At 40.2% G+C, this 19,116-nt stretch carries 15 protein-coding genes and 3 tRNA genes; 11 read left to right on the top strand and 7 right to left on the bottom strand.

The annotated features are described in order from the left end of the window. Position 1 precedes the first annotated feature (1 nt). Complete coding sequence (gene pheT / locus J1N51_RS01425; RefSeq protein ID WP_208832230.1) at positions 2–2,413, top strand: phenylalanine--tRNA ligase subunit beta; 2,412 nt, start codon at positions 2–4, stop codon at positions 2,411–2,413. Positions 2,414–2,417: 4 nt separating this feature from the next. Next, entirely contained in the window at positions 2,418–2,732 is a 315-nt protein-coding gene (gene ihfA, locus J1N51_RS01430; protein ID WP_208832231.1) for an integration host factor subunit alpha, read from the top strand. A gap of 76 nt (positions 2,733–2,808) precedes the next feature. On the opposite strand, the gene J1N51_RS01435 is transcribed toward ihfA, so the two are convergent. Further along, positions 2,809–3,192: a hypothetical protein gene (locus tag J1N51_RS01435; RefSeq protein ID WP_208832232.1), complete on the bottom strand. Its 384-nt coding sequence runs from the start codon at positions 3,190–3,192 to the stop codon at positions 2,809–2,811. Positions 3,193–3,374: 182 nt separating this feature from the next. On the opposite strand from J1N51_RS01435, the gene J1N51_RS01440 reads away from it, so the two are divergent. Genes J1N51_RS01440 through J1N51_RS01450 form a run of 3 tightly spaced genes read left to right on the top strand, consistent with a single transcriptional unit; the run spans position 3,375 to position 5,515 of the window. Then, a complete protein-coding gene (locus J1N51_RS01440; protein WP_208832233.1) occupies positions 3,375–4,136 on the top strand; it encodes a Nif3-like dinuclear metal center hexameric protein in 762 nt (253 codons plus the stop codon). 15 nt (positions 4,137–4,151) lie between these two features. After that, a complete protein-coding gene (locus tag J1N51_RS01445) occupies positions 4,152–4,922 on the top strand; it encodes a methyltransferase domain-containing protein (protein WP_208832234.1) in 771 nt (256 codons plus the stop codon). A 14-nt stretch (positions 4,923–4,936) separates the two neighbouring features. Beyond that, positions 4,937–5,515 (top strand): glutathione S-transferase family protein, encoded by a 579-nt coding sequence (locus J1N51_RS01450; protein ID WP_208832235.1) that lies wholly within the window; start codon positions 4,937–4,939, stop codon positions 5,513–5,515. A 4-nt stretch (positions 5,516–5,519) separates the two neighbouring features. Here the strand turns inward: J1N51_RS01450 and J1N51_RS01455 are convergent, their stop codons facing one another. The 3 genes from J1N51_RS01455 to J1N51_RS01465 all read right to left on the bottom strand — a co-directional run bounded on the left by J1N51_RS01455 (position 5,520) and on the right by J1N51_RS01465 (position 11,187). Next, on the bottom strand, positions 5,520–5,822 hold the full coding sequence (locus tag J1N51_RS01455) for an isoamylase early set domain-containing protein (protein WP_208832236.1): 303 nt from the start codon (positions 5,820–5,822) through the stop codon (positions 5,520–5,522). Between the two features lie 153 nt (positions 5,823–5,975). Next, positions 5,976–8,318, bottom strand: coding sequence for a carbohydrate binding family 9 domain-containing protein (locus tag J1N51_RS01460; protein ID WP_208832237.1), 2,343 nt, complete (start codon positions 8,316–8,318; stop codon positions 5,976–5,978). Positions 8,319–8,439: 121 nt separating this feature from the next. After that, entirely contained in the window at positions 8,440–11,187 is a 2,748-nt protein-coding gene (locus J1N51_RS01465; RefSeq protein ID WP_208832238.1) for a response regulator, read from the bottom strand. A gap of 130 nt (positions 11,188–11,317) precedes the next feature. Here J1N51_RS01465 and J1N51_RS01470 point away from each other — a divergent pair, with 130 nt between their 5' ends. The 3 genes from J1N51_RS01470 (at position 11,318) to J1N51_RS01480 (ending at position 13,911) form a co-directional block, all read left to right on the top strand. After that, the gene (locus J1N51_RS01470) at positions 11,318–12,274 is read left to right on the top strand and encodes a response regulator (RefSeq protein WP_208832239.1); all 957 of its coding nucleotides are present in this window, start codon (positions 11,318–11,320) and stop codon (positions 12,272–12,274) included. Between the two features lie 4 nt (positions 12,275–12,278). Then, a complete protein-coding gene (locus J1N51_RS01475; RefSeq protein ID WP_208832240.1) occupies positions 12,279–12,605 on the top strand; it encodes an Hpt domain-containing protein in 327 nt (108 codons plus the stop codon). Between the two features lie 187 nt (positions 12,606–12,792). Beyond that, positions 12,793–13,911: an MFS transporter gene (locus J1N51_RS01480; RefSeq protein ID WP_208832241.1), complete on the top strand. Its 1,119-nt coding sequence runs from the start codon at positions 12,793–12,795 to the stop codon at positions 13,909–13,911. Positions 13,912–14,160: 249 nt separating this feature from the next. Here J1N51_RS01480 and J1N51_RS01485 read toward each other — a convergent pair. The 3 genes from J1N51_RS01485 to J1N51_RS01495 form a co-directional block, all read right to left on the bottom strand. Further along, positions 14,161–14,237 (bottom strand) — tRNA-Met (locus tag J1N51_RS01485). A 167-nt stretch (positions 14,238–14,404) separates the two neighbouring features. Further along, positions 14,405–14,481 (bottom strand) — tRNA-Met (locus J1N51_RS01490). 74 nt (positions 14,482–14,555) lie between these two features. Further along, positions 14,556–14,632, bottom strand: a tRNA-Met gene (locus tag J1N51_RS01495). A gap of 203 nt (positions 14,633–14,835) precedes the next feature. Between J1N51_RS01495 and rlmKL the strand changes: the two genes are divergently transcribed. From rlmKL to uup, 3 genes are read left to right on the top strand one after another with little or no spacing between them, the layout of a single operon-like run. Then, positions 14,836–16,956: a bifunctional 23S rRNA (guanine(2069)-N(7))-methyltransferase RlmK/23S rRNA (guanine(2445)-N(2))-methyltransferase RlmL gene (rlmKL, locus tag J1N51_RS01500; RefSeq protein ID WP_208832242.1), complete on the top strand. Its 2,121-nt coding sequence runs from the start codon at positions 14,836–14,838 to the stop codon at positions 16,954–16,956. Positions 16,957–16,960: 4 nt separating this feature from the next. Then, the gene (locus tag J1N51_RS01505) at positions 16,961–17,197 is read left to right on the top strand and encodes a glutaredoxin family protein (RefSeq protein ID WP_208832243.1); all 237 of its coding nucleotides are present in this window, start codon (positions 16,961–16,963) and stop codon (positions 17,195–17,197) included. Next, on the top strand, positions 17,184–19,097 hold the full coding sequence (uup, locus tag J1N51_RS01510) for an ATP-binding cassette ATPase Uup (RefSeq protein ID WP_208832244.1): 1,914 nt from the start codon (positions 17,184–17,186) through the stop codon (positions 19,095–19,097). The genes J1N51_RS01505 and uup overlap by 14 nt, the downstream gene beginning before the upstream one ends. Positions 19,098–19,116 lie beyond the last annotated feature (19 nt).

Raw genomic sequence — 19,116 nt, forward strand, 5'->3', positions numbered from 1 at the left:
AATGAAATTTAGTGAACAATGGTTACGTGAATGGGTGAACCCTAATATTTCAACCGAAGAGTTGAGTGAACAGCTTTCTATGGCTGGTCTAGAGGTTGACGGCGTTGAGCCAGCAGCAGCCCAATTCAGCGGTGTTGTCGTAGGCGAAGTGGTTGAATGTGGTAAACACCCTGAAGCCGATAAGTTACAAGTAACCAAAATCAATGTCGGTACGGCAGGTGATGGCGAATTAATCGATATCGTTTGTGGTGCGAAAAACTGTCGTCAAGGCTTAAAAGTCGCAGTTGCTATGGTAGGAGCTGTTTTACCTGGTGATTTTAAGATCAAGAAAGCTAAACTCCGCGGGCAACCGTCTTTTGGTATGTTGTGCTCATGGTCAGAACTTGGCATGGCAGAAGACTCAGATGGTATTTTAGAACTACCAGCAGACGCTCCGTTAGGCACGGATATCCGTGAATATTTGAATCTAAATGATCAAATTATCGAGATTGACCTAACACCAAACCGCAGTGACTGTTTAGGTATTATGGGTGTGGCTCGTGAAGTTGGTGTATTGAATAACGCAGACGTAAACCCGTTTGTAGTTGAGCCGGTTTCTGCTTCGATTAGCGATACTTTGAGTATTGAGCTTGAAGATAAAGAGTCTTGTCCTCGTTATTTAGGACGAGTGATTAAAGGCATTAACTTAGATGCGACAACGCCATTATGGATGGTTGAAAAGTTACGCCGTAGTGGTGTTCGCTCAATTGATCCAGTTGTTGACGTAACAAACTACGTATTGTTAGAGCTTGGTCACCCAATGCACGCGTTTGATTTAGCTAAAATCGAAGGTGGCATTAAGGTACGTAAAGCGACCGCAGGTGAAAAACTAACTTTGTTAGACGAAAACGAAGTAACGTTAGACGAAAATACGTTAGTTATTGCTGATCATAACAAACCTATGGCGATCGCCGGTGTATTTGGTGGTCTAAATTCAGGGGTAACGTCTGAAACAAACGATGTACTTTTAGAAAGTGCATTTTTTGCTCCTGTTGCGATGGCAGGTACTGCGCGTCGCTATGGTTTACACACAGACGCATCTCATCGTTATGAGCGCGGAGTGGATTTCAAACTTCAGCGTACGGCAATGGAACGCGCAACTAACCTGTTACTAGAGATTGTTGGTGGTCAAGCAGGCCCGATTGTGGAAGCGATTAGTGACGCTGATTTACCGCAAGAGACACCAGTAACATTGCGCAGACAACGTTTAGACAGAGTATTAGGTCATTCTATCAGCGATGAAGAAGTGACAACGATACTTTCTCGTTTAGGTTTAAACGTATCATTTGAAAATGACGTTTGGACGGCTACGTCGCCAAGCTTCAGATTTGACATTTCTATTGAAGAAGATCTAATAGAAGAAGTCGCTCGAGTATACGGGTATAACAATATTCCAAATATTGCTCCGACTGCTTCATTAGTTATGCCTCAGCATAAAGAGAGTCAAATTAATAAGTCTAAATTTGCTTCAACTTTGATTGACCTTGGTTATCAAGAGGCTATTACATATAGCTTTGTAGACCCTAAGGTTCAAACAGCATTGTTCCCTGAGTTAGAAGGTCTAACTTTACCGCATCCGATATCAGCAGATATGTCGGTAATGCGTCTGAGCCTTTGGTCTGGTTTACTGCCGGCTGTAGCTTATAATCAAAAACGTCAACAAAGCCGAGTTCGTTTATTCGAAACAGGCTTACGCTTTGTTCCAGATGAATCAGCGGAAATGAACATTCGTCAAGAAGCTATGATTGCAGGTGTAATTTCTGGAACTATTGCTGGCGAGTACTGGGACGGTAACCCACGAGCAGTAGATTTTTACGACATTAAAGGTGACGTAGAATCATTACTAGCGAAATGTGCAGACAATGCAGTTATTGAGTTTGTCCCTATGCCAGCGGATGATCAGAATAAAACCGCTTTGCACCCAGGTCAATCGGCTCAAATTCGTCGTAATAACAAAGTGATAGGTTACGTTGGTGCGGTTCACCCACAAGCGGAAAAAGCGGTAGGGTTGAATGGTAAAACGTTTGTTTTTGAACTGTTATTATCAGAAATCGAACAGCGTAACTTACCAGAAGCGCAACCAATTTCTAAGTACCCATCGAACCGTCGCGATATCGCAGTCGTTGTAAAAGAGTCGGTAAATGCAGGTGAAGTACTAAAAGAAATAAAAAATATTAGCGGAAATCAATTGGTTGACCTAAACTTATTCGACGTGTACCGTGGAGAAGGTATCGAAAATGGCAACAAAAGTCTTGCCATTTCATTAGTACTACAAGATGTTGATAAAACATTGGAAGAACAGGATATTAGTACTAAGATTGATCAAGTAGTTAGTATGTTAACTGATAAATTTGACGCGACGCTAAGGCAATAGAATTATGGCACTAACCAAAGCAGAAATATCTGAATATTTGTTTGAAAAAGTAGGATTAAGTAAAGCTGACTCAAAAGCTTTAGTTGAAGACTTTTTTGAGAAGATACGCGAGACGTTGGAGAACGGCGAGCAGGTTAAACTTTCTGGATTTGGTAATTTCGAGTTGAGGGAAAAGAAATCTCGTCCAGGACGTAATCCTAAAACGGGTGAGGATATTCCTATTTCAGCTCGACGTGTTGTCACTTTTCGACCTGGCCAAAAACTAAAGGCGAGGGTGGAAGTTGGCACGGCTGACTTAGTCAAAGAGCAACAGTCGTAACAGACTGTTGCATACACATAAAAAAACCAAGGCATTGCCTTGGTTTTTTTGTTTCTAACTTATAAAAAAGATTTAATTAGTAGAAACCTTGTGGTGTACGACTGTCACTACCTAAAGACGCTAGGTAATCTAACCAGAAGTTAGCTGGATTATAGCCATCACCTTTTTTAGTCACTGTGTAACCTTTAGAGGTAGCAGTTGTTTTAGCTGGTGTCTTAGCCTTTTTAGCTGCTGGCTTCTTAGCTTCTTTTTTCGCAGCTGGCTTTTCTTCTGCTTTTGCTGGGGCTTCGCCGCCAGTCAACTCAGCAGTCATGTCTACGATAGCGGCTAAGCGTACATTTTTACCACCATCAACGCTGTACCAACCACTCTTCACTTCGATTTCTGGCTCTTTGCCGTTTTTAGCTTTGTACGCTTCAGTGAAGTCAGACAAGACTTGATCTTTGTCTAGTTTGCTCATTACGATTACCTAATAATTTTTATATTTAAAAGATGAAGGTTATTTATACAAACTTTCACGCATAAATTCAACTTTATAGGGAAAATAGCGGGTTTTCGGTGGAATATGAGCCAATTTCACTTGTAAGGATAATTTGCTACTTTAAAATTCAACTTAATTTTAGTTTGTAAAAAAGGATTGTTATGTCCGTTCGCTTACCAGATTTAATATCTTATCTTGACCAACACCTATCCTCGCAATTAATAAAAGATTATTGCCCTAATGGCCTACAAGTTGAGGGCAAAAAAGAGATTCATACTATAGTAACAGGTGTTACCGCTTCAGAAGCGTTAATCGATGCGGCAATTGAACACCAGGCCGATGCAATTTTGGTACATCACGGTTATTTTTGGAAAGGTGAGAGTCAGGTCATCACCGGAATGAAAAAGGCGCGTATTGGTAAGTTGTTAGCCAATGACATCAGCTTAATTACATACCATTTACCGATAGACGTACATCCTGAGCATGGTAATAACGCACAACTTGCCAATTTACTTGGGATTAAAAATGTGACGGCAGTAGAGTCTATATCTCCTAAAGGTGTGTTAATGCAAGGCGAGCTAGAGTCGCCAATGACGGCGGAGATGTTTGGCAAAAAAATAACAACAGCACTGCAGCGTGCTCCTATGATCAGTAGCGTTAGAAATCAACTCATCGAAACGATCGGCTGGTGTACAGGAGGTGGTCAGGGCTATATCGATAAAGCCGCAGAGCTTGGGCTTGATGCGTTTTTGACAGGAGAAGCTTCGGAGCAAACTATCCATAGTTCCAGAGAACAAAATATCGACTTTTTTGCGGCTGGTCATCACGCGACTGAGCGCTATGGCGTTAAAGCCGTTGGCGAGTATATTGCTGAACAACTAGATATCAATGTTGTGTTTGTCGATATTCACAACCCTGTATAAAGCAAAGGGCAAATAATGGCTTCAAAAGATGTCAATTTTGATAAAAGTAACAGCACATTTAAAAAGAATATTTATGGGACGAGTAAAGGCAAAGTTCGAGAAGCCATTTTACAAAGAGATCTAACCTTAATCCTTGAGAAGTCATTTGCAGAAGGCACCCGCTTAAAAGTCTTAGATGTCGGTGGTGGCCAAGGTCAACTTGCGTTCTTTTTAGCTGCCCTTGGCCACGATGTAGTATTGACGGATATTTCAAACGAGATGTTGGACGTTGCAAGGAACTATGCAGACCAAAACAAAGTAACAAATATCACAATACAACAAATGTCTTTGCAAGCGTGCGGGGATACCTTTAAAGACGAATTTGATCTGGTTCTATGCCATGCAGTTTTCGAGTGGTTAGAAGATCCAAAGTCAGGCTTTGATATATTGGCGAGCCTAGTTAAACCCAATGGGCTACTATCTTTCATGTATTACAATAAAGTGGGTCAAACGCTGAGTAACTTGGTGTATGGAAACTTCGAGTATATCAAGGACGGAATGAAAGGGCGTAAAGTGGTTAAGCTCAACCCACAAAGCTCGTTAGATGCTGATACTGTAGCTAATTGGGTAAACAAACACGGTTTGTCTATCGTGTTGCAATCTGGGGTGCGTTGTTTTCACGACTATATGAGAGACATCAACAAGTGGCAAGATGACTTACCGGGAATCATTGAAATGGAATTAGAATACAGTTTAAAGTCTCCATACAATCAAATCGGCCGCTACACTCACTTAATTTTAGAATAACAAAGGAACTAACAATGAAACTATATGGTTCGATTACATCGCCGTATGTTCGTAGGTTGCGTATTTTACTAGCAGGGCAAGACTACGAGTTTGAGGCAGTAAATATTTTTGGGCAAGAAAGAAGTAAATTAAAAGAAGTTAACCCAACGCTCAAAATTCCAATGTTTGAAGATAAGAGCGATGCTTCGGTTCCTTTGTTATTAGATTCAAATATTATCTACGAATACATTGCCCATAAGCTGTCTATTCCAGCATTAAGTTGGCACCAGAAAAATGACCTGGCGCTAATAAATAGCTGTAACGACAGTCTTGTAAACATGATGATTTTGACTCGTTCAAAGGTGGATGTTAATGAAGATAAGCTTTACTTTAATATCCAACGAGAGCGCTGTATAACAACCTTTGATTACTTTGAGAAAAAGCTTGAAGCCAATCAATTTGACTGGGATTACATTGCGATTAGCTTTTTGGTATTGGTTGAGTGGGCCCAGTTTAGAGGGCTATTCGATTTTAATAACTATCCAGCAATACTCAACTTCATCGCCCACTGCCAAAATCAACCGGGTGTAAGAGAGACGAAACCTCAAGATTAATAATCTAAACGGCAACGACTGAGTTGTCTTCGTAACTCAATGGTGAAGGGAGGTAAGCATCGGCCTCCCAATCATTTTCCCATTGTTCACCATCGAGTAAATATCTAAATTGATATTGCTTTCCTTTTTCCAGTGCGACCGTCAGAGTAAAATCACCTGATTTAAGCCTTTTCATAGGCGTAGGGGTCCAGTTATTAAACTCACCAAGAACTTCCGCACTGTGCGCACCTTGAGCTTCATTTTTGGCACATCTAAATGTTACTTTACAAATGGGTTTGGATTTTAAGTATTGTTTTTTAAGACTCATTTAAAAACTCCTTCTATTAAACTATTTACTCTAATCTTTAATATAGAAGGTGATTTATTAAAACGTCAGTAAAATTGTATGAATTTATTATGAATTCGATTGTAAAAAAAAGAGGCATCAAGGCCTCTTTTTAATACTAATCATTTTGAGCTGTTACAAAATCCATGCATAACTCATTTTTAAGAATACGCTGCGGCGATCTTTGGTTAATTTTGTTAGCTCTTCGGTTTGGAAGCTGCCTTCAGAATAACCAACAAAGAATAGAGTCTGCGGGTTTACTTTATAAGAAAACAACAACTGAGTTGCGATACTCTTATAGTTCTCAGAATAGTCTTCACGTACTTCAGGGAGGTAATTGATTAAATTACGCTGAATATCGTAGCGAACGACACTTAGGCGTAAAAAACTACGGATATTAAACTGATAGTTCATACGCAAGTCTAACAAGTTTGCTGTGTATACTTCAGCGCCCTCATATTCCATTTGGTTAAATTTGTAAGAAAGTCGAGTTTCAATATGCTTACCCAAGTTCAGTGTTACTCTTGGCTCAAACGCAATGACGTCACCGAGGCGAGAGTTGGCGTAGTCTAGATTTTCAGCAAACTTAAAAAAGTTACCTAGCCAAACATTTGGGTAGGGTCGAAACTCCATCCACGACCGAAATTCCTGCTCTTTGAAAGTCTCAGTGTTACCTTCTATAGCTAGGTTACTGGTATCTAAGCGGTTTCCAACTTTATTTCTAACAATTACACCATGACGGATGAAAGAGCGACGTGGGCCGTTAATGTTAAAGAACATCTCAGCTTCTTCTTCAATTTTTTCACCATCTTGAGAGAACGTTGCGTCGATATCGCCTTCAAGAGACATTCTAGTCCACCAATTGTTTTCATCGCCACGCCAAATACGACCACCACCAATTACAGTCTTGTGTTGATCGGTATTGTTAAAAAATGCTAAATCCGCCCTAAATGCCTCACCAATGTTCATATGGTTTGCTCTAAAAAACCAATCACGGCGGTTGTGTTCGTAGTTAATGCGAAAAGCGATATCACTACCATTTATACTTGCTGCACGAAGCTCCTGTTCATCACTATAATCACCAGAATTGGCAATTTCATTGACATAGATATCACTTAAATAGGTATCTGAAACCATGTATTGAATATCAAGTCGGTTGTGATCATCTGGTTGGTATTTGGTGTCGATACTTGTTAAGTAATTGTGATAAGAATCGTTTTTCCTAATCGTCGCAGTGCCACCGACATTTACATCAGTATTCACCATATAGTTATATCTAAATGCACCGTTAGTGGTAGTTTCGTCGATTTCAAACAGGTTAGAGCCTAAGTTACCTGGCAGTAGAAACAAGGATGATTCGTCGTCTGCAACGAATGCTGCAAAGGAGTGCTCATCTACTTTACCTGTGATTTTACCGCCGTAACTAGGTGCTTGAACGTTACGGGTATAAACCAAATCTACAGGTGTTTTAAAGTAGTCTTCATTGGCAAGAAAAAACGCACGCTTTTCTGGAGTAAATAACGCAAAGGTATTGTTTACATTAAGTTGACCAGAGTCGGCCTCTACTTGTGAAAAGTCTGGGTTGATCGTCGCATTTAGTGTCACATCTGGTGTAATGCCCCATTTCACATCCATGCCTAATTGATTGTTCTTTTCATCGGTCCATTCACCGATTAATGGAGGGGCTTGATCGGCTGTAATTTCACGTTCTTCTGAAATACCGCTGACAAAGGTTGGTACAACGGTTAGGTTGTTTCCTTGCTTTGCGCCTGCGAACCCCTTTAATGTAGGCATTTGACAAATCCAACAGTTGTTACCCTGATCGACCCGCATATTGGAAATTCTATAACGCTCTTCACGTGGTAAAAAACGGATCAGTTCAAATCCCCATTGTTGTATGTCTAAACCATCATTAAAATTTAGTATCCTGAGTGGAATCGCTACTTCTACGAAGTACCCCTGGTCATTGATTTGACCTGCCGATTCCCATATACCATTCCAAGCAGCGCTTTCTCTGCCAGTGAGTTCGTTTTCTATTGAGTCCGTTTGTGTACCGAGTGGGTTGATAAAAAACTGGTAGGCAAGGGCGTGATCGTTATAGGTATCAATTTTGATACCTACCAAATCATCATCCCAGTTTTTGTCTCGATCTGTTAGGACCGCTCTAATTGCTTCTGGGTTTGGGTCAAATGCTTTAAATGCGACATAAAGAGTTTCACCGTCTTGGAGCATAAACGCTTCAGTTTTCACCGGAGATTTATGATTTTCCTGAGGGTAGGTAATATTGTTGATATAAACCTTTTTGGCATTTTGCCAAGCTTTTTCTGTTATTTGACCGTCAATGGTAATATTCGAACTTGTTTTAGGGATATGGATTTGGGTATTTTCGGTATGAAGCGAAGCTACGTTTCCGTGCGATGAAAATACGGATAGGCCAAACAATACTGCTGTTAGTTTGACGCTTAAAGACTTGTCCATTAATGCCTCATCGGTAGTTGATTTTTTTATTTATAGTTAACTGTTAGAAATTCTAACCGATAAAACGTATGACTTATTTAAAATTGCGATGAGGTGGTAAGGTTTGCCGATAAATAGCTCATCAGAGGTGTATTTTTTCTAAAACCTCTAGGAGTTGCTTTTTGGTGTATGGTTTTTGTAAAAAGTCCACGTTTTCTTGTTGATAATCCTCATGTTTTAACTTGCCATCGGTAAAGCCTGAGGTATAAATAATCGGAAGTTCAGGTTTGCTGGCTCGGAGTTTTTCTGACAGCTCTTTGCCATTAATTCCATTAGGCAAAATAATATCCGTAAACAGTAAGTCAATCGGTTCGGATTGGTATATCTTTAACGCTGTAGGGCCATCACTAGCCATTAATACCTTGAATCCAGCGTCCGTAAGAATATGCTGAGCGACTTTGGCTACCATTTCGGTATCTTCGACGACAAGAACTGTTTTACCTTTATACGATTTAGGCTGATAAGAGGTGGGTTTGTTGAGAGTTGATGTAAGCTCTGACTCATCTTCTTTTGCTAAAGGTAAGTAGATGACAAAATCGGTACCAAACCCGAGTTTGGAATTAACTTCAATGTGCCCACCTGCCTGAGTGATAAACCCGTAAATCATACTCAATCCTAAACCTGTTCCTTTTGTCAGTGGTTTGGTACTAAAAAACGGGTCGAATATTTTAGAAATATTTTCTTCATCAATTCCTGTGCCGTTGTCTCTAAACGTTAACCGTAAATAATTACCGGGCGCTAACGACGCTGCGAGAATACTGTCTGGTTTCACTGACTTATTATCTATTAATATGGTGAACTCACCCAAAAATTGTATTTCTTTATCACTAGAGTGTGTTGATTTATTTAACATTGCATCTTTCGCATTTACTGCCATGTTCAAAAATAGGCTTTCTAGTTGCGATTGATCGCCTTTGACTAATAGGCGTTTAGCGTTTGTTCTGATAGTTAGTTTAATTTCTGCGCCTAACGCAGTTGTAATGATCGGCTCAACAGAAGAAATAAGTTTTTGCATATCAACCGTCGCTTGAGAAATCGGTTGACGCTTGCTAAATGCCAATAAGCTTCTCGTTAGTGAAACGCCTTGGTTTGCGGCTTCAAATATTGATTTTAGTTTGTCACTGCTGTTAGTGTCATTTAGGAACTTGTCGGAAGAAAGCAGTAGGTCTGCGTTACCTAAAATTATGGTAAGTAGGTTATTAAAGTCATGGGCGACGCCACCTGTAACTAACCCAATCGAGTCCATTTTGTGAGCTCTAAACGCCATTTGCTCTTGGGCTTTTTGTTTGCTGATATCACGCTCTATAGCAATAAAATGGGTCGTTTTTCCTTTGCTGTTTTTTAGCGGGGAAAGGTCAACTTCATTATCAAAAGCTTCACCTAATTTGGTGTAGTTAGTTATTAATACTCGAGCAGGTTCGGCATTGAGCATAGCTTCTGTCAGCCGTTTTTTACTTTTTGTTTCGGTTTTTGGGCCATGTAAAATTCGCGCTGTTTTACCTATGATTTCCTCTTTTTTATAGCCGGTTACTTTTTCGAAAGCATCGTTGACGTAAACGACTTTTGGCCCTGTTTTATCGATTGGCTCCGCTTGGGTAATCAAAACTACATCATTTGCTTTGTCTATTGCGGTTCGAAGAAGGTTAAGTTCATTAATGGAAGCTTTTTCGGATGTAATATCTTGAATATACAGCCTCACTCCATTTGGACTAGCATGTACTCTAATTAACAACTCTATACTGTCGTAGATAGTTGAAAGTGTCTTAGTGATTTGTTCATTATTTACCATTATGATGGCATCATTGAGCTCTTGGTTAGAGAAAAACTCACCACATTCTTCAATTGGAATCCCATCAGCATCTCGGGGCAACCCAACAAGAATTTCGGCCCTAAAATTATAGTACTCTATTTTAAAGCTATCTCGTGTCGGAATTAGGCTAATAAAGCCATCTTCCATGCCTTGTAGGATACCCTGTAACTTTGCAACGAGTTTGTCATTGTCCAATCGCAGTAATTCTGTTTCGCTGTTATCAAAAGTTGAAACGAACCACCGGTATTCTCCAGTTTTATTTATTTGTACGGCTCTGCAATGAGAATAAAAGTAACGTTCGTTATTATCCTTGTCCTTCACGCGATAAGCGAAGCTTGTATCGGCTTTGTTTTTTAATGCAGAGTTCCATTTCTTAAAGACGAATGGGGCGTCGTCTTCATGAATAAACGACTTCCAGTTTTTTTTAATATAATCAGGGTCTTTTCCAAAAAAGGTTTGGTAATTTTCACTAATAAAATCGATTTTCCCATTGGCGTAAAATGTTGCGGTAAAAATAGGTAAAGCGTTAGCAAAACGCTCAAACTTAATCCTTTCCTTACCCACTAAATCAAGAGACTGGGTTTGTGCGTCTGAATTAAGTTGAACGCCAACTACGGCATCGGAAGTAGCGGTACGGTCGGTTATAGTTTCGGTTTGGTATAAAGGTGAAAGTGACTTTCTGGTTAAGACCACAAAAAACAGTAGCAATAGAGATACTAAAAATGAATGAGAAAACAACACGAAGGCGGTCGACTCAACAACTGATAAAGTGTCTTCCGCACTATAAAGTGCAGGTATGATCCCGTTTTTTATTAAACTAATATTTACTATGCTAATACAACAAAATAACCCAATAGAAACATAGATCTTTTCGGATTTAATCGCCTGGTTGAGAAAAAACAGGCTGAAAAAATACAAAGCTGTAGAGAGTCCCATTGAAAGATTGATGACATCAAAAATCAAAGCAGCAAACAGGCCGCTTATTCCACCAAGTAACTTCAACGTACTTGAAGAGTGCATAGGTTTTTCGTCTAGTTTAAGTTTTCAATTTCATGTAATTAAATAATTTATAGACTATAAATAAGCTTATGGATATGTGAAACGTTCTAATCCACTAAATTCCCTAAGCGAAAAGGTTTGTAACAAAAATATGTCACCGAGCGAAGTTAAAAGTACAAAGAAGGTCAATGTTTTGATTTTGGACGACGTTAATTTGATGTGTCAGTTCCTGAGTGAGACATTGCGGCCAATTAGTGGCGTCGAATGTCATACTGCGGCTCGGGTTGCGAGCGCTGCTGGTGTAATAGAACGTGTTGCGGTTTCCTTAGCTATCATTGATTTGAATTTACCCGATGGAAATGGAATAGAAATCGTTAAAGCAATCAGAAAAGGTGAGGGTAAAGGGGCGCATGATATTCCAATCTTGATTTTTTCGGGTAATACATACAAAGAAGCAGTAACCGAGTGTGTTCAATTTAAGGTGAATGATTTCATCGTCAAACCTATTATTGCAATGGAGTTGCGAAAAAAAGTAGAAGCACATCTAAAAAAGCCAGTTGAGCTTCCTGGCTGTGAATACTTTCAAAAATTAGATGCTGAGTTAATGGCGAAAAAGCCAAAAGAACCAAGTGTTAAACCGACAAGCTCAGTTGTTCAATCAAAAACACCTCAGAGCAGCGGCAGCTATTCTTCTAAAAAACGAGCTGATGAAGTTGAGAATAATCAATTTTTAAAGTGGCCTGCTAATGCAACTACTGGTTTTCATCAGCTAGATAGACGATTAAAAGATTTGTGTTATCAATTAAACCATTTCCATTTTTATCGCACTAATAAACCGGTATATCCAACAGCTCAGAAAGACATAGAACAAATATCTCTTTGTATTGATGATCTCAATTACGCTGTAAAACCGTTAAAAAAGGCAAACCCAGACTTAGCCATATGGCAAGCGTTGCAAAACCGAGTAAAAATGATTTCTGAACTGCCATTTAAAAGGCTTAGTGCTGATAAAATTACAGAAGACACGGGTAAAGCTTTCAGTAAAAACCTGCGAAACGCATGGCTTGCTATTTTATCCAAACCAATTATTCAACGTAAAAAGGGATAATAAAATGACCGAACTTTTTTCTGAAGACGTTGTTAATGAGAATTATGAGGGACTGCCTGAGGTCATGTTGATTGACGGTTTGGAATCTTATTGTAAGGAAGCTGAAGTGTATATAAATGAAATGCGATATGAAGACATGGAGACACTTGTCCGGCATGCCCATAGTTTGAAAACTATGTCTAAAATGGTTGGAGCTATGCAAATGGCTTTGATATGTGAGGAGTTTGAAAAAAATAATGGTCAAGGTAAAGTTAAAAAAGAGCACATCATTCAACATTGGCCGAAGGTAAAAATAGCTATAGAAACCTATGTGGCCAGCTTAAAATACTAAAAGGAAATAAATGAAAATATCCGCGTCCGAGAAAGCTTATAACTTACTGACATCCGAAGACGACGGAAGGGTATGCAAAGACATTCCCGAATCAGCGTGTGACGAGCAACCCAAAAGTTTCATAAAACATCTAATGTCACTCATAATGTCTAAAAGTGCTGATGGCCTAGTTGATCCTAAGTTGATATTGAGCTGGCTTATCACACATTTAGGTGCCTCAAGCTTTTTTTTAGGGTTACTTGTACCAATACGTGAAGCTGGTGCCTTGCTCCCACAACTTTTTACTGCACAGTATTTACGCTCGTTAAAAGTTCGCAAATGGGTCTGGACGATAGGGGCATTTATTCAAGGATTATCGGCTTTATCCATTGCTATTAGTGCAATATTTTTAGAAGGTAATAGTTTTGGATGGGCAGTAGTCATCAGTTTAATAACACTAAGTTTGGCTCGTAGCTTGTGCTCAGTTAGTTACAAAGATGTATTGGGTAAGACCATCAGCAAGTCCAAAAGAGGCACGACGACTGGATTAGCCACTTCGATATCAGCAGGTGTTGTCATTGTTTTTGCCGCTCTTTTAACTACCGAAATATTTGAAAAACAGAGTATTGTAATTTTGGGGTTGTTTCTAGCTAGTATACTGTGGCTGTTTGCTTCGTTTGTCTTTTCAACTTTATTTGAAGCGGAAGGGGCGACTGAAGGTGGCGGCAACCCGATTTCTATTTTCCATGAAAATATCGATTTATTAAAATCGGACAAACAATTAAGGCTTTTTATCACGACGCGAGCTTTACTTGTCAGTTCGGCATTGGCACCGCCTTTTATGGTGGCGTTAACTAATGAAAGTTCTGATAGCGGATCAATAAACCTTGGCATTTTGTTATTCGCATCGTCACTCGCTTCATTATTGAGCAGTTATATTTGGGGAAGGCTAGCAGACAAATCGAGCCGATTGGTTTTATTAATTTCGGGTGCCGTTTCTTGTATCGCTTTGTTGTTCACTAATGTTTCATACGCAAATGGCACGTTAAGCAGTTTCTGGGCGCTGCCTCTTTTTTTATTTACCTTGATGATCGCGTATCAAGGAGTAAGGTTAGGTCGTTCAACTTATTTAGTGGACATGGCCTCTGAAGAGAATAGAGCAATGTATACCGCATTATCTAACACGATAATTGGCATCTTTTTATTAGTTAGTGCTGTTTTTGGCTATATAGCTTCTAGTTTAGGGATTGACGTTGTACTTTATGTTTTTGCAACAATGGCATTTGGTGCATGTATAACGGCTTATAAACTTGATGAAGTTCAATAGTTAGAGTAGCGGGCGTACAGTTGAGCCCGATGGGCTTTGTACTTGATTGCAAAAATTAGAAGTTGGTTGCGGGAGCCGGATTTGAACCGACGACCTTCGGCTCTTATGAAGAGTTGAGCCCGATGGGCTTTGTGCCTGACTAGAAAAATTAGAAATTGGTTGCGGGAGCCGGATTTGAACCGACGACCTTCGGCTCTTATGAAGAGTTGAGCCCGATGGGCTTTGTACCTGACTAGAAAAATTAGAAATTGGTTGCGGGAGCCGGATTTGAACCGACGACCTTCGGGTTATGAGCCCGACGAGCTACCAGGCTGCTCCATCCCGCGCCAGTAGACTTGAACTGTTTATATTAGTGTCGTCGGTTCCGACGACCTTCGGCTCTTGTGGGTGTAGCGAGCCCGATGAGTTACCATCAGCTCCATCCCGCGCCAGTAGACTTGAACTGTTTATTTTAGTGTCGTCGGTTCCGACGAACTTTTTCTACACCAAAAATTGGTTGCGGGAGCCGGATTTGAACCGACGACCTTCGGGTTATGAGCCCGACGAGCTACCAGGCTGCTCCATCCCGCGCCAGTAGACTGAGCTATTTATATTTATGTCGTCGGCTCCGACGACCTGTTACTGTCCAACTTTAATCAAAAAATTGGTTGCGGGAGCCGGATTTGAACCGACGACCTTCGGGTTATGAGCCCGACGAGCTACCAGGCTGCTCCATCCCGCGCCAGTAGACTTGAACTGTTTATATTAGTGTCGTCGGTTCCGACGACATGCAGTTTACCTGCTTGCTGAGGCCTGTCCCTCAACGAGGTGCGTATACTAACGATTTAATTTTCAATTGCAACCCACAAATTAAAAAAACTGTAATAAATAGGTCTTTTGAATAAATTTGCTATAATGACCTCAAATTTTTTAAGTTTAGTGATTATGCCAAATTTTATAGCCCTTACTTCTGCGGGTATTGAACCGCTATTAGCTGATGAATTGAGTAGCCTTGGCGCTACTGATGTACAGCCTAAGTTACAATCAGTCTATTTTTCCGCCTCATTCGAAGATGCGATTCGAATTTGCTTTTGGTCTCGTCTAGCGACACGTGTTATGAAGCATGTGATTGAGATCCCGGGGAATACGAAAGAAAAAATTTATGATGCAGTTTTGGGCTTTGATTGGCACCCTTACTTTACGAAAACAAGAAGTTTTGCGGTTGAATTCGTCGGAACGGACAAAAGTATAAGAAATAGTCAATTTGGTGCTTTAACCGTCAAAGACGCGATCGTTGATAATATTCGCGAAGAAACAGGTAAAAGGCCCGACATTTCAAAGGATAACCCGGATCTTCGAATTCACGCACGATTATTCAAAGGCCGTTGTAATGTTTTTGTCGACTTTTCAGGTCCTTCGTTACATCAGAGAGGCTATCGGATCGAGCAAGGTGCCGCTCCACTAAAAGAACATTTAGCGGCTGCACTAATTATGAGAAGCGGCTGGGATAAAAAGTCTAATTTTGTAGACCTTTTTGCCGGTTCTGGCACGTTATTAATAGAAGCGGCCAATATGCACTTAAATCGAGCGCCAGGTTTGAATAAAAGAACGTTTCAGTTCACTAAACACCCTGAGTTCATGGTCCACAAATACGAAACTCTTCGTGAAGAAGCGATTAATGCAGAGACGAGCCCTGAAGTTTCTTTTATTGGTTTCGAAATAAATAACTATGTTCTTGAGAAAGCTAAGGCGAATATCGAACAAGCAAATTTGACCGATGTCATTACCGTAAACCAACAAGACGCGGCAAACGCGACGGTCTCTAAAAAGTTAGAGCCTGGTTATATCGTGTCAAACCCACCTTATGGAGAAAGGATTGGTGACTCCATTGAGTTGTTGTCTTTATTCAAAAGGCTAGGCCTAAACTTGAAGACCAATTTTGAAGGGTGGCATGTGTCATTACTGACAGGGCAAACCTTATTGTTGAAACTTCTTCGTTTACAAAAATCAAAAGAATTCAAATTTAAAAATGGCCCATTAGATACTGTTTTAGCGAATTATGAGCTTACGGCGCAACAATGTGAGCTCTCAGAAGAAGCTAAGCGCGGTGAGTACTATTTGAGTAAGGATGGTCAGTCTTTCTCCAAGAGAATAGACAAAAACCTCAAAAAGCTCAGAAAATGGGCCAGTAAAGAGGGTATCCATTGTTATCGAATCTATGATGCAGATATACCAGAATTTAACGTTGCCGTAGATTATTATGACGGTCGTGTTGTTGTATATGAGTATCAAGCACCAAAATCAGTAAAGGAATCGGTGTCTGAAATTCGATTGTTGGATGTCGTAAGTATTTTACAACAGAAGCTAGAACTTACTGCCGAAAATTTCGCACTTAAAGTACGTAAGGCGCAAAAAGGTAAATCGCAATACGAAAAAGAAAATAACCAGCATCACAGATTTGTGGTGGAGGAACACGGCGCTAAATTTTACGTCAATATTCAGGACTACCTAGATACTGGATTGTTCTTAGATCACCGGTCTACTCGCAAAGAGTTTGCTTCTTGGTGTGATGGAAAGTCGGTGCTTAATCTGTTCTGTTATACCGGTAGTGTAAGTGTGCATGCGGCCTTAAACGGCGCTAAGCGTGTTACAAGTGTTGATATGTCTAATACTTATCTTGAGTGGGCTAAAGACAATTTTGCGTTAAATAAAATTGGTAGCAAGGGCCACTATTTCCACCGTGCTGACTGTTTAGATTGGTTAAGTAAGTCTAGAGATAAGTTTGATTTAGTGTTTTTGGATCCACCATCTTTCTCAAACTCCAAAAAGATGGACCGAACTTGGGATGTTCAGAGAGATCACGTTGAAATCCTTGAACTAGTCAAAGAACGACTCACGGATGGTGGCCAAATTCTATTCTCGAATAATTTAAGAAAGTTTAAATTAGAAAAAGAAGCAATCGAAGAGCTTGGGTTTGAAATTGAAGATATCAAACACTTAACGTTGCCAGAGGACTTTAAACGCAACCAGAATATCCATCACTGTTGGCGTTTGACCCTGAAATAAAGATATGAATCTCTTTTTATTAAGTACTGACGGGTGCCACTTATGCGATGTGGCAATACAGCAACTCAATAGCTTGAACTTATCGTTTGAGGTATTGGACATAGTGACAGATGAAGCGTTAGTGGAGGCATATGGTGCCTCGATTCCGGTTTTGATTGTTGAAGGTGCAGAACAAGCCTTGTTTTGGCCCTTCGAAAAAGAACAAGTGATTGAGTACGTAAAATATTATGGAATTGGTTAGGTTAAGCGACGCGCAACTAGCGTTTGGTACGGCGCCTATTTTGAACAAGGTAAATGTTCAAATAAATGAAGGTGAAAGGGTTTGTATTGTTGGTCGAAACGGCGCAGGTAAATCTTCTCTGCTAAAAGTGATCAGTGGAGATTTAGGCCTTGACGACGGTAAAATTCAATTTGTAAATGAAGTGACTGTCGCGCGTTTGGAGCAAGATCCACCTCGTGGGCAACAAGGAACGGTATACGACTTTGTAAGTGCAGGTGTCAGTCACGTTATCGAGCTAGTTACAGAATTTAACGACTTATCAATGAAAGTGGCCGAATCACCGAATTTAATGAGTCGGATGGAAAAGGTCCAAATTCAAATTGACCAACTCGATGGCTGGTCTGTTGATAGCCGGATTAGTCAGACCTTGACTAGACTTGGTCTAACCCCTGAACAAGAAGTAGCAAAATTATCAGGAGGATGGCTAAGAAAAGTTGCGCTTGCTAAAGCACTGGTGCAGCAGCCTAATATCCTGCTTTTAGACGAACCCACAAACCATTTGGACATTGACGCCATAGCTTGGCTCGAAAGCTTTTTAGTTGAATTTAAAGGTGCGATTGTTTTTATATCTCACGACCGTGCATTTATTCGAGCGATTTCAACACGTATTTTAGATCTCGATAGAGGCGACCTTACAAGTTTTGATGGGACTTACGATTACTACTTGACCGAGAAACAACGACTTCTCGAAGTGGAAGAGCAACAAAACGCATTGTTCGATAAAAAGCTAGCTCAAGAAGAAGTTTGGATCCGCCAAGGAATTAAAGCACGTAGGACCCGAAACGAAGGTCGTGTTAGAGCATTAAAAGAGTTACGCAAAACCAGAAAGCAACGTATCGACGCGCCAGGCACCGCAAACATGACGGTACAGCAAGGTGAAAAGAGCGCTAAAAAAGTATTCGAGACCAAAGATATTTCTTACAGTATTCCTGGCCGTACTTTGATCAGAGACTTTTCTAGTTTAGTTATGAGAGGCGATTGTGTCGCTTTAGTTGGGCCAAATGGCGTAGGCAAATCTACCTTGATTAAGCTGTTGTTAGGGGACTTGCAACCAGATGAGGGTATTGTCCACATTGGAGAAAACCTTCAGGTAGCGTACTTTGATCAGCACCGTCTTGCTTTGGATTTGGAAAAATCAGTACAAGACAACGTAGCAGATGGTAAACAAGAAATTTCTTTTAATGGCTCTACGCGTCATGTTTTAGGTTATTTGCAAGACTTTTTGTTTCCACCTGTGAGATCTCGAACACCAGTAAAGGCTCTGTCTGGTGGCGAGAAAAATAGACTTTTGCTTGCAAAGCTATTTGTTAAACCGTCGAATTTATTGATCCTCGACGAGCCGACAAATGACCTCGATGTTGAAACGCTAGAACTGTTAGAAGAGTTAGTCTCTAGTTACCAAGGTACTGTGATATTAGTAAGCCACGATCGTGAATTTATCGACAATACTGCGACGTCTATTTGGGCGTTTGAAGGCAATGGGTTGATTAATAAAGTTGTTGGTGGCTACCAGGACTATGTTGCTTATTTAGGGCGAGTAGAAGGTAACAAGCCAAGTAAAGATGAAGTTAAAAAAGCAGATCCAAAACCCAAAAGTGCAGAGGCTAAAGACAGTAAACCTAATTCTTCTAAGAAAAAGCTTTCATATAAAGAGTCGAGAGAGTTAGAATCGTTGCCGAAATTAATCGAAACCCTCGAGCTGGAATTAGAGACAGCGCAAGAATTGGTCAACGATCCAGAGTTTTTTAAACAGGATCCAGAAGAAACAAAAAAAGCATTGAACCAATTGGCTGAAATCGAGTCGAAACTCGACATCGCTTTTGAACGATGGACTGAGTTAGAAGAAAAACAAAAGAATTAACAGGTAGTTATTTTGAAAT

Source organism: Psychrosphaera ytuae (assembly GCF_017638545.1).
GTDB lineage: Bacteria > Pseudomonadota > Gammaproteobacteria > Enterobacterales > Alteromonadaceae > Psychrosphaera > Psychrosphaera ytuae.